Source organism: Actinopolyspora mortivallis (genome assembly GCF_003001495.1).
Classification (GTDB): Bacteria; Actinomycetota; Actinomycetes; order Mycobacteriales; family Pseudonocardiaceae; genus Actinopolyspora; species Actinopolyspora mortivallis_A.
In genome coordinates, this window is sequence record NZ_PVSR01000016.1 from 58,652 (window position 1) to 72,770 (window position 14,119).

14 protein-coding genes and 1 pseudogene are annotated in these 14,119 nt (G+C 67.9%); 6 read left to right on the forward strand and 9 right to left on the reverse strand.

Annotation, left to right across the window (positions count from 1 at the left end; genetic code table 11):
- Positions 1–1,303 precede the first annotated feature (1,303 nt).
- Positions 1,304–1,669, forward strand: a complete 366-nt coding sequence (locus CEP50_RS11035) for a response regulator transcription factor (protein ID WP_181188334.1) — start codon at positions 1,304–1,306, stop codon at positions 1,667–1,669.
- A gap of 136 nt (positions 1,670–1,805) precedes the next feature.
- Here CEP50_RS11035 and CEP50_RS11040 read toward each other — a convergent pair whose 3' ends face one another.
- Complete coding sequence (locus tag CEP50_RS11040; RefSeq protein ID WP_106113864.1) at positions 1,806–2,717, reverse strand: LysR family transcriptional regulator; 912 nt, start codon at positions 2,715–2,717, stop codon at positions 1,806–1,808.
- 79 nt (positions 2,718–2,796) lie between these two features.
- Between CEP50_RS11040 and CEP50_RS11045 the strand changes: the two genes are divergently transcribed.
- Positions 2,797–4,029 (forward strand): MFS transporter, encoded by a 1,233-nt coding sequence (locus CEP50_RS11045; protein ID WP_106113865.1) that lies wholly within the window; start codon positions 2,797–2,799, stop codon positions 4,027–4,029.
- Between the two features lie 40 nt (positions 4,030–4,069).
- Positions 4,070–4,162, forward strand: a pseudogene (locus CEP50_RS20900) (short-chain dehydrogenase); the annotation flags it as partial.
- Positions 4,163–4,189: 27 nt separating this feature from the next.
- Here CEP50_RS20900 and CEP50_RS11055 read toward each other — a convergent pair.
- The 4 genes from CEP50_RS11055 to CEP50_RS11070 all read right to left on the reverse strand — a co-directional run bounded on the left by CEP50_RS11055 (position 4,190) and on the right by CEP50_RS11070 (position 8,604).
- On the reverse strand, positions 4,190–5,374 hold the full coding sequence (locus CEP50_RS11055) for an arginine deiminase (RefSeq protein WP_019856029.1): 1,185 nt from the start codon (positions 5,372–5,374) through the stop codon (positions 4,190–4,192).
- A gap of 128 nt (positions 5,375–5,502) precedes the next feature.
- The gene (locus CEP50_RS11060) at positions 5,503–6,360 is read right to left on the reverse strand and encodes a CPBP family intramembrane glutamic endopeptidase (RefSeq protein WP_106113866.1); all 858 of its coding nucleotides are present in this window, start codon (positions 6,358–6,360) and stop codon (positions 5,503–5,505) included.
- Positions 6,361–6,435: 75 nt separating this feature from the next.
- The gene (locus CEP50_RS11065) at positions 6,436–7,209 is read right to left on the reverse strand and encodes a DUF2470 domain-containing protein (RefSeq protein ID WP_106113867.1); all 774 of its coding nucleotides are present in this window, start codon (positions 7,207–7,209) and stop codon (positions 6,436–6,438) included.
- 207 nt (positions 7,210–7,416) lie between these two features.
- Positions 7,417–8,604 carry a homogentisate 1,2-dioxygenase gene (locus tag CEP50_RS11070; RefSeq protein WP_106113868.1) on the reverse strand — a complete coding sequence of 396 codons (1,188 nt, stop codon included), beginning with the start codon at positions 8,602–8,604 and terminating at the stop codon, positions 7,417–7,419.
- 203 nt (positions 8,605–8,807) lie between these two features.
- Here CEP50_RS11070 and CEP50_RS11075 point away from each other — a divergent pair, with 203 nt between their 5' ends.
- Genes CEP50_RS11075 through CEP50_RS11085 form a run of 3 tightly spaced genes read left to right on the forward strand, consistent with a single transcriptional unit; the run spans position 8,808 to position 11,573 of the window.
- Positions 8,808–9,671 carry a hypothetical protein gene (locus tag CEP50_RS11075; protein WP_181188335.1) on the forward strand — a complete coding sequence of 288 codons (864 nt, stop codon included), beginning with the start codon at positions 8,808–8,810 and terminating at the stop codon, positions 9,669–9,671.
- Positions 9,668–10,873 carry a fumarylacetoacetase gene (gene fahA / locus CEP50_RS11080; RefSeq protein WP_106113869.1) on the forward strand — a complete coding sequence of 402 codons (1,206 nt, stop codon included), beginning with the start codon at positions 9,668–9,670 and terminating at the stop codon, positions 10,871–10,873. Before CEP50_RS11075 ends, fahA begins: the two co-directional genes overlap by 4 nt.
- 4 nt (positions 10,874–10,877) lie before the next feature.
- Positions 10,878–11,573: an IclR family transcriptional regulator gene (locus tag CEP50_RS11085; protein ID WP_106113870.1), complete on the forward strand. Its 696-nt coding sequence runs from the start codon at positions 10,878–10,880 to the stop codon at positions 11,571–11,573.
- A gap of 72 nt (positions 11,574–11,645) precedes the next feature.
- Here the strand turns inward: CEP50_RS11085 and CEP50_RS11090 are convergent, their stop codons facing one another.
- The 4 genes from CEP50_RS11090 to CEP50_RS19880 form a co-directional block, all read right to left on the reverse strand.
- Complete coding sequence (locus tag CEP50_RS11090) at positions 11,646–11,888, reverse strand: hypothetical protein (RefSeq protein WP_106113871.1); 243 nt, start codon at positions 11,886–11,888, stop codon at positions 11,646–11,648.
- 135 nt (positions 11,889–12,023) lie between these two features.
- Complete coding sequence (locus CEP50_RS11095; RefSeq protein ID WP_106113872.1) at positions 12,024–12,647, reverse strand: hypothetical protein; 624 nt, start codon at positions 12,645–12,647, stop codon at positions 12,024–12,026.
- 233 nt (positions 12,648–12,880) lie between these two features.
- A complete protein-coding gene (locus CEP50_RS11100; protein WP_146134794.1) occupies positions 12,881–13,102 on the reverse strand; it encodes a hypothetical protein in 222 nt (73 codons plus the stop codon).
- On the reverse strand, positions 13,099–14,119 hold a 1,021-nt coding region (locus CEP50_RS19880), incomplete at its 5' end, for an ADP-ribosyltransferase (RefSeq protein ID WP_308729371.1). The genes CEP50_RS11100 and CEP50_RS19880, both read right to left, overlap by 4 nt.

The following is a 14,119-nucleotide window of genomic DNA, read 5'->3' on the forward strand; positions in this document are numbered from 1 at the left end:
TGTTCCGATTCGACAGGGGCCGTGCTCCGGTGGGACCGCTGAAAATAAGGAAGCCTTTGCGATCACATTTGCTCGTCCGAGTGGATGTTCGCAAAACCTTTCCGGAAGGGTCCCGAGAAGGGGGGCATTCGTGTTCCTCTGTGGTCCTCTGGATCAGCTGTCACGCGGTCGACCGTCTGTGATCCGAACATCGAGACCGTCGAAGGACAAGAGGTCGACCTCGGATTGTCATGATGCTGCCTTTTTCATGATTCGTGTCACTTGTGCGTGTGATCCTCGCAGTGGGGCCCGTGTGGGGGTGTTTCATTGATCGTGGTGTGAGTACCGTCAGACGGTGTTGGATCCCCTCGGAGGAACTGTGGGAGATCGTCGAGACGTTGCCGCGGAAGGCTCCGACGGGAGCGCGAAAAAAGGGATGAACGCACAGCTCCGAGCCCCGTGGATCGGGACAAATCGGCTTCCGCGCTGTACGTTCCTGCCCGACACGGAAGGATTGTCCTCGTGTCAGCGGCCCAGCCAGCGATACCCATGACAACCACGGCTCCGGCCCCGATGATCTCCCCGGTCTCCTGCCGAGACGCGACCCGGATCGAGGTCGCTTCGCCAAGTCTCGCGGGGACTGTGCCGACAAGTCCTACGATCGCCTCGACCTGAGCAGATGGCTACGCGGAAAGCACACCACCCCGCATATTGCCCGCATCGGCATCGATCCCAGCCAACGCCTCGGAGGCTACCGATGGGCGATCGAACGCACCTTCTCCCTGTCATCGGGCGAACGGAGACCGTCCCCACGATACGAGTGTCCCCGCTCCTGCCTGGATCTTTTCTGTTTCAAAGCGTTCATTATCTGCCGCAAACATTTCCCCCAAGAAGGCCGCATAAGACAGTATCTTAAGCGCCGCTTCTCGACGTGGGCAATGAATTCACGCGAATTTGTCAGCATGCTGCCAAATCCTCGCGAGGGAGAAACGTTTTTGTTCGATTAGTCCGTTTTGCCGTTTATTTGATCGCGTTCTTTTCGGTTGTTCGGAGGGGTGATAAAGCACTCTTTTTGGGTTTTTTTGGTCGATTTCACTTCTTTTTTTGATTCTTTTGGCGGTTTTGGCTACTCTTTATGGAGTAGTGAATGCTATTTCGTTAGACGAATATCGGAAGGGTTTAAACGGCTTCCTTCGTGGGGGGTGGATAGGCGTGTAGATCTTCTGATATAAATCTATTCGGATATTTGCAGGCGTCCTGGGGTGGTGCGTAAGTGACATCGTGTCTAATGTCTTTGAACTCGTTTGAAGAGCTGTCTTCCAGCATGCTCGATTCCGAGCGTGATGGGACGTGTTCGCATTGTGATTACGATGCTTCTCGTTCCTATGAAAAATGCGACAGGAAATCTTGTCCGGAAGAGTGTCTTCATGTTTCTGGCGGGATGGAAGAGTTGATTCCTGATGAAAGGGATATACTTGCGCTCCTGGTGCGGTGTTCCAATGATGAGCAGATCGCTCGCAATATGTTCATGAGCGTTCGTACGGTTCGACGTCGAATATCTAAGATCATGTCCGTTCTCGGCGCTGAAAATCGGTTCGCCGCCGGCGTGGCCGCTTCCGAGCTCGGGTGGGTGTATTATTCCCGCTCGAAAAAGGGGGGGTCGGACAAAAGTCGTTTTCAAGTAAAATGACATAATACGTCATCGATTTGCCGCGGCTTTTTCGGGCCTCCCGAAAGGTGCGATTTTCGAGGATTATTCGGTGCTGTTTCCTTCCGTCGTCGGGGTCGGAATGTGTCGTGGCCGTGTTCGGGGAATTCGGAGGGAGCTACCGCTCCGAATCCTCGTCGACGTTCTCCTTCTCCGGCCCGACGGCGGCGAGGAACGCGGAGACTGCCGGTGTGGTCTGGCCGGAGGGCCAGACGAGTGACTCGACGCGCGCGGGCGGGCTCTCGAGGTGTATGACGCGGAGACCGGGCAGGGTACGGGCCAGGGGCTCCGGCAGCATCCCCACCCCGAGGCCCGCCGCGGTGAGCTGTGCCAGCAGCTCTGCGGAGGAAACCTCGTAGATCACCTCGCGGTGCAGGCCCTGTGCCGCGAACGCGGTATCGGACTGGTTACGGGCTCCGGTGCCCTTGGTGAAGTCCACACCGGGCTCCTTCGCGATCTCGTCCAGTCCCGCCCGGCTTCCGGGGGAAACCGCGTTGTCGAGTCGGTGGCCGGGCGCGGTGACGGCGACCAGCTCGTCGAAGGCCAGCCGTCGATACCGGACCCCGTGCAGTGGGGCGTCCGGGACGGTGCCCACGAACGCCACGTGCAGCCTGCCCTGCCGGACGTTCGCCAGCAGTTCCTCGCTCATGCCCATGCGCAGATCCACGTGCACGTGTGGGTGAAGCGCGCGGTACTCGCGCAGCACCGCGGGAAGTGACACGGCGGTGAGTGTGGAGATCGAGCCCACGTGCAACGGGCCGCGGATCCGGCCCGCAGCGGCGTTCACTTGTGTGTACAGCTCTTCGGCGTCGGCCAGCAGGGTTCGTGCCCGGGGGAGGAAGACTTCTCCGGCCGCTGTCGGGCGAGTGGGGCGCACGCTGCGATCGAACAGTTTCGCGCCGAACTCATGCTCCAGGTTGCCTATCTGCTGCGAGAGCGCGGGCTGAGCGATCATGCAGCGGGCGGCGGCGCGGGTGAAGCTTCCTTCCTCCGCGACCGCCAGAGCGTAGCGGAGTTGTTGCAGGTCCATGGAATTATCGTGTTTCGTGATGAAGTGGATCGCTGATCAGTATTGGACGCTTATAAAGTAAGTCTCGCAGGCTGGAAGCATGTCGACAACGGAATCCGACACCTCGTCGGAGGAAACTCCAGCACGCACGTCCGCGGCGGGCGGACTCCCCCGCTCGGTCCTTGTCCTCATGGCCGTCGCGTGCGGTCTGTCCGTCGCGGGTAACTATTTCGCCCAGCCTCTGGTGGAGGCCATCCGCAGCGATCTCGGCGTCAGTGCCACTGTCGCCGCGTTGGTGGTCACGGCCGCACAGGCGGGTTACGCTCTCGGCCTCGTGTTTCTCGTCCCGCTGGGGGACCTGCTGGAGCGGCGGAAACTCGCCGTCGCTCTGACCGCACTCACCGCCCTGCTGCTCGCTGTGACCTCCGCCGCGTGGAACGGTCCGATGCTGCTGGTGGGCACGACACTGACCGGCCTGTTCTCCGTCGCGGCCCAGGTGGTCGTTCCCTATGCCGCGACCCTCGCCGCACCGGAGGAGCGGGGCAGAGCGGTGGGGACCGTCATGTCCGGGCTGCTGCTCGGCATTCTGCTTTCGCGCACCGTGGCGGGCTTTTTGGCGGAGGTGGGAACGTGGCGCACCGTCTACTGGGTCAACGCGATCCTGATGGCCCTCATGGCCGTGACACTGTGGAAGGTGCTTCCCGCGCTGCGCGCCCCTTCGGGACTGCGCTATCCCGCGCTGCTCCGGTCCACGGCGACGTTGCTGCGCACTGAACCCGTGCTGCGGTTGCGCTGTGCGATGGGGTTTCTGGCCTTCGCGGCGTTCGGGGTGCTGTGGACGGCTCTGGGTTTCGTGCTCGCTTCGCCGCCCTACGGTTGGAGCGAAGGCGCGATCGGCCTGTTCGGGCTCGTCGGCGCGGCCGGAGCCGCGATGGCGATCTCGGCCGGCAGGCTCGCCGACAGGGGGTACGTGCACCGGGTCTCCGGGGCAGGAGCCGCACTGCTGGCCTTGTCCTGGTTACCCATGGCCGCGGGCAAGAGCAGTCTGGCGGCGCTGCTGATCGGAGTGATCGTGCTGGATCTGGCGGTGCAGGCAGTGCACATCAGCAACCAGAACATCGTCTACGCATTGCGGCCGGAAGCGCGTAACCGCTTGAACTCCGCTTACATGACCTCCTACTTCCTCGGCGGTGCCCTCGGTTCCGCGATCACCTCCACCGTCCGCGTCGACTACGGCTGGTCCGGGGTGTGCCTGCTGGGAGCGATCGTGTCCGTGCTCGGAGTGCTCGTCTGGATCGTGGACCGGGTGCGTGCGCGTTCGTACCCGAGGTGACGTCGTCCCGGCCCGCGCGGCGGTTTCCCGTGGAACCACCGCGCGGGCCGGGGTGGTGGCCATGCTCGCCTCCGAGGACGGGGCCTTCGTCACCGGAACCGAGATCCGCATCGACGGCGGCACCCACGCCTGACCGGCTCCGGGAGCCGCCGGTCCCGCCTCAGTCCAGCTCGTCCCGCCGGATCGGGGAGGACATGCAGCGCGGCCCGCCCCGGCCGGAACCGAGCTCGGAACCGCTGATGCGCAGCACCTCGATGCCCGCCTCCTCCAGCCGGGCGTTGGTCTCCACGTTGCGTTCGTAGGCCACCACCGTGCCCGGGGCCACCGCGAGGGTGTTGTTGCCGTCCTCCCACTGCTCCCGCTCGGCGGTCACCGGATCCAGTCCCGTGTCGATGACCCGCAGCCGTTCCAGCTCCATGGCCTCGGCCGCGGCCCGCAGGAACGGCTCCGGGCCGGTGACCTTGAGCCCGTCCCCGGAGGGGCGCAGCACATAGGCGGTGAGCGTGTCCTGGATCGCCGGGTACATCACCACCGCGTCCCGGTCGACCATCGTGCACACCGTGTCCAGGTGCATCGAGGCCCGCGTCTGGGTGATCGGCACGGCCAGCACCGTGTGCGCCAGCCCGTCGGCGAACATCGAGCGGGCCAGGGACTCCGCACCGGCCGGGGTGGTGCGTTCCCCGACCCCCACGGCCACCACACCCGGGGCCAGCAGCAGCACGTCGCCCCCCTCCACCGGGGCCGAGTGCGCTCCGTAGGCGCGGGCGGACTGCGCGAACCTCGGGTGGTAGGCGTAGACCAGATCGGTCAGCGCCGACTCGCGGTCGCGCGCGGGCAGGGCCAGCGAGGTGACCGCCACGCGGTCGCCGATCCACACCGAGGAGTCCCGGGTGAACAGCAGGTTCGGCAGCGGGTCGATCGCGAAGTCGTGCGGGTGGTGCATCCGCCGCACCAGCGACTGGCCCTCGGCGGCGGGAAGTTCCTCGAAGGTCATCCCGGCCACCAGGGTCCGGGTCAGCGTGCGGTTGTCGACACTGGACAGGTGGGAGCGCAGGGTGTCGGCCACCTCGGCGCCCAGCCGCCGTTCGTCCACTCCGCTGTGCAGCGCCGCCGTCCGGGCACGGGGGTCGCCGAGCGCCTCGGTGATCAGCTCGTCCAGCAGCAGCACCTCGACGCCCCGCCCGCGCAGCACCTCGGCGAAGGCGTCGTGCTCCTGCTCGGCGCGGTCCACCCAGGGGATGGCGTCGAACAGCAGCTGGTCGTTGTTGCGTGGCGTGAGCCGCTTGAGCTCCCCACCGGGGCGGTGCAGCAGCACGGTACGCAGCGGCCCGACTTCGCTCGTCACGTGTGGAGTGGTCACGGTCCCGCAGCCTAGCTGTGTTGAGCGAAAATGACCGCATTCGGCGCGAAATTCGAAGCATCGTTAAACGAAGAAGCGGACGCGGCCGTGATTCGTTGCGTGAAGCTGTGCGCTCAGGGCAGCCAGCCCACCCGGTCGCGCAACAGGGCGTACCCGAGGAAGGCGACCACGTCGATCAGCGCGTGTCCGACGACGAGGGCCCACAGTCGGTTGGTGCGTTGCCACACCCGCCCGTAGACCAGCCCCATGACCACATTGCCCACGAAACCGCCGAACCCCTGGTACAGGTGGTAGGAACCCCGCAGCACCGCCGAGATCCACAGGGCCCGGTTCTCCCCCAGCCCGAGCGCGCGCAACCGGGTGAGCAGATAGCCCACCACCAGCGCCTCCTCGGCGAACGAGTTGCCCAGCGCGGACAGCACCAGCACCGGGGCCCGCCACCACGCGTCGTCCAGCGTGCTCGGCTGCACCGCCAGGTTGAGTCCGGCGGCGTGGGCGGCCAGGTACAGCCCCAGCCCGGGAACGCCGATCAGCGCGGCCAGGCCGGCACCCCTGACGAGGTCGCCGGGGAACCCCTTCCGGCGCAGGCCGATGCGGGCCGGGCGGATCCCGCTCAGCCACAGCAGGTACACCCCCAGGGCCCCCCACGCGAACAGCCGTAGGATCCCGGTCAGCTGCCGCGCCAGGTCGACCAGGCCGACCGTGGCCGCCGGGGCGTTGATCGACACGGCCTGCTGGTCCAGCGAGCTGGTGCGCAGCAGGGCGTCCACCAGGGTGAGCAGGCTCTGCAACCCGGCCACGCCGAGGGTGACCGCGAACACGATCGACAGCTCGACGAGGATCGCGCCGCGCGACTGCCCGGCGGTGCCCGGCTCCGGTTCGGGGCGGCGGGGGGACAGCCAGGACCGCAGGGTCGTCCGCAGTCGCGAGGTCGACCCGGGCTGGTCTCGGTCCGAGGTCGGGATGCTCACCCGGGGCACTCTATCCGGCGCGGTGGGTGGGGCGTGGACGGCCGAGGCGCGGTGACCCGCGCCGACGCCGGCGGGTCACCGCCCGTGTCGCTGCGCCAGGAAGGGGCAGCCCATCAGCCGCCGCAGCTCGGTGCTCAGCTCGTCCGAGTCGTCGACCGGGCGGGAGAAGCCCAGGCGGACGTCGTGGTCGTCGTCGGAGGCCTCCACCCGCAGCCGCACCCCGTAGCGGTCCAGCCCCAGCGGGCGCAGGTGTCCTCCCCGCAGGTGTTCCGGCAGGTAGCGGTTGAGCGGGCCCACCACGTCACGGTGGGACAGTTCCAGGTGGCGCAGCCAGCCGTCCTCGTACAGGCAGAACGGGTCGGGTTCGGCGGCGGCGAAGCTGGCGGGGTCCAGGGAGTCGGCGTGCTCGGTGTCCGCCAGGGCCAGGGAGGCCGTCTCCATCCGCAGCACCGTCGCGCCGTGCCCGGCGTCCAGCAGCCTGGGGTCCGGGCGCTGCTCGGCCACGCGCAGCACCTCCTCGCGGGCCCGTTCCGGCGGCAGCAGGCGCATTCCCCCGGTGAGCCAGAGCAGTCCGCGCACCGGCTCGCGCAGCCGGACGGGGGCGGAGTCGGTCACTTCGAGCACGGCGGCGAACTCGCCGTGCGGGTTCTGCCAGGCGGCGGCCACCAGGGGGTGCTGGTCGGGGTAGAGCACCGTCGCGCTGCCGTCCGGGTGCACGTGGTGCAGCAGGGGGCGGCTGCGGGACTCGTCGCCGGAGGGGAGCACGGCGGCCCGTCCGCCTCGTTTCGCGATGCTGCGGGCCCGTTCGGCGGGGGAGGGGGTGGCGGGCCGGCGGACGGTCTCGTGCATGGCTCACCTCGCAGGGAGTGCGTGGGCCGGTGTCGGGGCGTGCTCCGGCGGCGGTGCCGCCGGAACCAGCTTACTTAGGTAACCCTAACCCGTGAACGGCTCTCGCGAAATGGCCCGTTCGGGTGCGCCCCGCCGGAGGTGGGGACGCCCCGTCTCCCGGAGGGTCCCACCACACCGCCCCGTCCGGCGCGTCGCCGGACGGTCGCTTCAGGACTCCAGTGGGCCCCTGCCCGCCCAGCTGCGGGCGTAGGAGGGGTCCTCGCAGGCCGTCGCCGCCTCGCCCAGACGCAGGGGGCGGAAGGTGTCGATCATCACGGCCGTCTCGTCGAAACGCTCGGCTCCCAGGGCCGCCTCCACGGCCCCGGGCTGGGGTCCGTGGGTGCAGCCGGAGGGGTGCAGCGAGAGGGAACCGATGCCGATCCCGGAGCCCTTGCGGGCCTCGTAGTCGCCCCCCACGTAGAACATGAGCTCGTCCGAGTCCACATTGGCGTGGTTGTAGGGCACGGGGACCGCCTCGGGGTGGTAGTCGACCTTGCGGGGGCAGAACGAGCACACCACGAAGTTGGGGCCCTCGAAGGTCTGGTGCACCGGCGGCGGCTGGTGGATGCGGCCGGTGATGGGTTCGAAGTCGGCGATGTTGAACACCCAGGGGTACAGGCACCCGTCCCAGCCGACCACGTCGAAGGGGTGGTGGGCGTAGGTCATCCTGGTGAGACCGTCGTGGTGGCGGACCAGCACGTCCACGTCGGTCCCCTCCATCAGCAGCGGCTCGGTGGGACCGCGCAGGTCGCGTTCGCAGTACGGCGCGTGCTCCAGGAACTGCCCCCGGGCGCTGAGGTAGCGCTTGGGCGGGCCGATGTGGCCGGTGGCCTCCACCAGGTACAGCCGCGGCGGTTCGTCGCCGTGCGGCACCACCCGGTGGGTCGTGGAGGCGGGCAGCACCACGTAGTCGCCCTCGGAGACCTCCAGGGCGCCGTAGACCGTCTCCACGCGGGCCGAGCCGGTCTGCACGTAGCAGAGCTCGTCACCGGTGGCGTTGCGGTACAGCGGGCTGGTGGTCTCCGGCACCGCGAAGCAGATCGCGACGTCGGCGTTCGAGAACAGCAGCCTGCGCCCGGTGACCGCGTCCGTGGCGCCCTCCCCGCCGAACCCGAGGTCGCCGGTGCGGAAGTGCCGTGGTCGCAGCGGCAGGTTGGGCGAGGTGGAGCGTCCGTGCTCGGGAACCGCCTCGGCGGCGACCACGGCGGTGGGCAGGTTGCGGTGGTAGAGCAGCGCCGACTCCGCGGAGAAGCCCTCGATGCCCATCAGTTCCTCGGCGTACAGGCTGCCGTCCGGTTGACGGAACTGGGTGTGCCTCTTGCGGGGGATATCGCCCACTCGGCGGTAGTACGGCATACCGGCCTCCGGTCGTGCGGTGTCGAGTTGTCCGGTGCCGGGGCTCGTGCGCCCCCCTCGGAGGTGAGCCCTCCGACACGCCGGTCACGGGGCGGGACGTCGCCGCCCGTGGGGCCGCCACGTGCGGGGAGACATCCGGAAAACCTGTGTTCGATTTCCGGACATTTTTGTTCACTACCCGGCACGGCATTAGCGTGGCAGTCGTGTCAAGCGCTGTTGAACTCCACGCTCCCGGCCCGCGGGGCATTCCGCCCCTGTTCGCGCGTCTGGCTGATGACGCGTCGTTGTTCCCACCGGCCAACGCGTCCGTCGCTCAGGCGGTGGAGGACCACCTGCGTGCGCGGGACGGTGAGTACGCGGGGCTGCTGGGGCCTGTGCTGTGCCAGGTTTCCCGACTGCCGGAGCTGATCACCGAGCTCGCCAAGGCCAAACCGGCCGAACCCGTGCCGATGTCGCTGGTCTGCGACACCGGACTCGGCGAGGTTCCCAAAGCGCTCTCGATCATCGAGGGACGGCAGGAACTGCTCTCGTTGCGGATGGTGGAGATGCCCGGACCGTCCGAGGTCGACGACGTCTGGCTGGAACGCGTCTCGGAGTTCGTCCCCGAGGACGTGGTCCGCGTGGTCGAACCGCGCCGCGGCGAGGGCTGGCTCGACGGAGTGCGTCGGGTCGCCGAGTTCGGATGCTGGCCGAAACTGCGTTCCGGCGGGCAGACCGTGGAATCCTTCCCCAGCGTCGACGTGGTGGCCGAGTTCCTCGCCGTGGCCACCACCCTCGACGTCCCCTTCAAGGTGACCGCGGGAATGCCCCGGGCGGTCCGCCGCACCGACTCCGAAACCGGATTCCCCCACCACGGTTTCCTCAACCTGCTGGTGGCGGTCGGGCGTGCGCTCTCGGGGCAGGACGTACGCGCCGCGCTCGCCAGCACCGACGAGCGGGAACTCGCGGCGGAGGCCGCGTCGTTCTCCACCGAGGCCGCCAAGGCGGTACGCGGGGTGTTCGCCTCCTTCGGGGCGAACGCACCCACCGATCCCGTGTCCGATCTTGTCGAGTTGGGACTGTTGTGAGCTGGATCGAAGACCCGGAATTCACCCCCGAGCACCCGTTCGGGCCGCAGACACTGCCCTACGGGGTGCTGGGTACGGCCTCCGGGCCCACGGTGGCGGTGCGGGTGGGCAGGCACGCCGTCCCGCTGCGCGGCATCGCCGACGAGTTCGGACCACGCCTGTCCGAGCTCGTCGGCGCCCCGAACCTGGACCCGCTGCTCGCCGCCGGGCGCCCTGCCTGGGACGAGCTGCGGGAACGGCTGCTCGGCCTCGTGCACGCCGACCGGGCCCCCGCCGGGGCCGAGCTGCTGCGCACCGACTGGCACACCCAGCTGCTGCCGTTCACCGTGTCCGACTTCGTCGACTTCTACTCCTCCCGGCACCACGCCGAGAACGTGGGAAGGATATTCCGCCGGGAGGCCGAGCCGCTGCTGCCCAACTGGACCCACCTGCCGGTCGCCTACCACGGCCGGTCCGGCACCGTGGCCGTCTCCGGCACCGATATCCCCCGCCCCAGCGGGCAGCGGCGGGTCTCCGGGGACCCCACCCCGGTCTTCGGGCCCACCCGCAGGCTGGACTTCGAGGCCGAGGTCGGCTTCGTCTGCGGGGGAGAACCCACCGAGCAGGTGAGCCCGGACGAGTTCACCGAACACGTCTTCGGCGTGGTGCTGGTCAACGACTGGTCCGCCCGGGACGTTCAGGCGTGGGAGTACCAGCCCCTCGGGCCGTTCCTGGCCAAGTCCTTCGCCACCTCGATATCCGGGTGGATCACCCCGGTGGAGGCGCTCGAACACGCCCGGGTCCCCACCACCGGCTACGACCACGAACTCCAGGACTACCTCGTCGAGAAACAGCCGTGGGGCCTGGACCTGCGCATGGAGGTCCGCTGCAACGACACGCTGCTGTCCACACCCCCCTTCCGGGAGATGTACTGGTCACCGGCGCAACAGCTGGCCCACATGACCGTGAACGGCAGCCCGGTGCGGGCCGGGGACCTGTTCGCCTCCGGCACCGTCTCCGGCCCCGAGGTCGGACAGCGGGGTTGCCTGCTCGAACTGACCTGGGGAGGGGCCGACCCCGTCACCCTCGCCGACGGGGAGCAGCGGACCTTCCTGCAGGACGGGGACCGGGTGCTGCTCAGTGCCACCGCCCCCGGGGAGGACGGCTCGGTGGTCGGTTTCGGCGACGTGGCGGGTACGATCCTGCCGGCCGTGCGGAGGTGATTCCATGAACACCGGATCCGGGCCCCGTGACCCGACCCCCGAGCCGGAACGGGAACCGGCGGGGGCGACGTCCACCAAGGAGAGCTCGCTGACCCTGGAACGGGGGCTGAACCTGCTCCAGGCGGTGGCCGAAGCCGACAACGAGGCCCCCACCATCAGCGACCTCGCCACCGGCATCGGGGTCAGTCGCGCGGCGGTCTACCGGCTGCTCGGCCCGTTGCAGGCGCGGGGGCTGGTGCGCCGCGAGGGATCCAAGGTGCGGCTGGGCCTCGGCGTGCTGTGGCTGGCCGGGAAGGTGGTGCCGCAGCTGCGGTTCGCCGCGCTGCCCGCGCTGCGCGCGCTGGCCGAACGCGTGGGGGCCACCGTGCACCTCACGGTGGCCGACGGCAACGAGGCCCAGGCGATCGCGGTGGTGGAACCCTCCTGGACGAGCTACCACATCTCCTACCGCGTGGGCACCAGGCACTCGGTGCAGCGCGGCGCCGCAGGACGGGCCGTGGACCTGCCCGCCGACGGTCCGAGGTGGGTGGCCAGCACCGGCGAACTGCAACCGGGAGCCTACGGCGTGGCCGCCCCGATCCGGGGGGTTCCCGGGCTGCGGGCCAGCGTCGGCGTGGTGGCCATGGAACCGCTGTCCCCCGAGGAGGTCGGCCCGCTGGTGGTGCAGACCTGCACCGCCGTCGCCGAGGCGCTGGGGTGACCCCACGGGTTCGGCACCGGACCCGGCCGCTCGGCTCCGGTGCCGGACCCGTCTCCGGCCCGTTCCCGGTCGTTACGGGGTGTCGGTCCGTTCGGTCGAGGACTCCTCCCCGCTCACGGGGAAGGGGTTGTAGTTGTCGTCCATGCCGATGGGGAAGTTCATGCGGTCGAAGGCTTCCTTGGACTGCACCTCACCGCGGGCGCGCCGTTCCAAACTCCACTGATCTATCTTTTGCCTTCTAGCACGTTGCTCTGGAGTGAGTTCCTCCTCAGGGATGCTGTGTTTGCGGACCAGTTCGTCGTGGTCGCTGCTCATGAGTCTCCTTTCTCGCTGAGGTGGATTTGCCACTTGTCCAGCACGTCGTCGTAGACTCGTCCTTCGACGAGGAATTTGCTGCCCGGGCCGAACAGGACTTCGTGGAAGTAGTTCGAGGCGCTCAGCTCGGAATGATCACTGTGGTTTGTTCCGCTTCCCGGCGATGATGTCCTTCAGGTGCGGGGTTTTCTCGTTGGTCAGTCCGTACAGGGCGGAGACCGACATGCGCAGCGGGAGTTGGCTTGCCGGGTTGATGTCGACCACCACGTCGGTGTTGGCCATGGCCTGGAAGATCGTGTGTCCTTCCACGGCGCGCGTGTACCGCCACGGGTTGAACTGCTGGGATGTGCACACCGGCAGCAGGGAAACCCGGGGGTTCTCCGGATCGGCGAGGACGAGCATCCTGTCGTCGGTGGGGCTTTCCGCGTAGGCGTACAACTCGGCGTGGTAGAAACTGTCGGCCAGTGTGCCCAGCGGGTTGAACCCGTTCAACACCCGCCACAGTGTCAGTTCGAGGCCGTTGGCGAATCTCATCCCCGCCCGTTGTTCCGTCGGGTGGTAACGCGGATTGATGTGATAACGCCCGGACAGGACGCCGTTGGCGTCGACGTGGTAGCCGCCCTGGACCGCGAACTCCGGAGGATTGGTGACGTCCGGGCGAACCATGGGATCGACGAAGGCGATCCACTCGTCGGACTTGGTGCTGGCCTGGGCCCGCAGTTGGTCGTCGACCGGCGGTAACGGGAAGGGCCCGATCATCGTACTCCGTGTCAGCTGAGACGAGGGCACCCTCACGAGCTACTTCCTTTCATCTCCGGAGGAGCGAGGTGCTGGGGTGTCTTCCTCGGCAGCGCGGTTCCTCCGTGCTTTCGGCACGCTTTCCGTTTCGGGCGCAGCCGGGCAGCGTCCTCTCGGAAACGCTGCCCGGCGGAACCGGTGGTCCGGGCTCGGTGACCGCCTGGGTGTGGGGATGCCGAGCCCGTCCTCGGTCGTTACGGGGTGTCGGTCCGTTCGGTCGAGGATTCCTCCCCGGAGTCGGGGAACGGGTCGTAGTTGTCGTCGAGTCCGATCGCCTGGGTGGGGTCGTAGGGCACGGACTTCAACACCTCGCCCCGTGCGATTTTTTCCTGCTCGATACGTTCGAGTTCGAGACTCCGCTCGCTTGGTGGCTGGACAAAACGATCGATTATTTCGTCGCGGTCCATAGTGTTCATTCTCCCTTCTGCCCCACATCGGTGAGCCTGATCTTCAGGTTTCCGTCAGAGTCTCTGGTCACCTCATCGACGGCGAACCGATGGTCGTTCTTCCAGAGTACTTCGCGTTCGTCCGGGTTGAGTTTTTCGAGGTCGACGGCGTTCTTGGGCTCGTCGATGATCATCCGTACACGTTCGAACCCTGGTTGATCACCGAACATCTCCGGGGGAAGATCCTTGGAGGCGCTGGTGAATCCGGGTTCGGTGACGGTCTCTCCGGGGACGTAGCGGTCGAGGAGCTTCGACAGGTTCTCGGGGGCGACGTGCAGATCCCGGTAGACGACGGGATTCTCCGGCGTGGGCATGTTGTCCAGCGCGTTGCGCAGATGCTCGACCTCGCGGCTCATGTACTCGCGGTCGAAGGCGTCCCCGTTGCGGAGCGTGTCGTTGATCGTGGAGGCGTCCTCACCGACGTAACGACGTAGCGCCATCGCCTGCTCGTCCGGTAGGTGATCGAGCTCGGGATGGTTGGCACGCAGCTCGGACAGTGCTTCCTCCCACGGAGCGCCGTAACGCTGTTCGATGCGGCGCCGGTACTCCTCGTCGCCCGGATTGTCGGGGTCACGGTCACTGCCATCGGGGCGACGATCGGTCTCCGTGGGCGGATGACTCCCCTCAGGGGCCGGACGTGTCGACTCCGGCCCGTGGTGACCGGGGGACGGGGACGGCGACTCCGTCGGAGGGGGCGCGGTCTCCGGACGGGCCTGCGGTTCGAACGGGTTCCGCTCCGGGGACGGAGAGGGAGTCGGATGCGGCTGGGTGGGCGGTGCCTCCGGCTGCGAGCCGGCTCCGAAAGGCTGTTGGGGCTGCGAGCCGGGCCCGAAAGGTTGCTGGGGCTGCGCGCCGGGTCCGAAGGGCTGTTGGGGTTGTGAACCGGGTCCGAAGGGCTGGTTCGGTTCCGGAGCGAAGTGCGGGGGCCTCGGCGCGGGGTTCGGCGGTGCGAGTTCTCCCTCCGCTCTGGCCCAGGGCGGCGGGGTG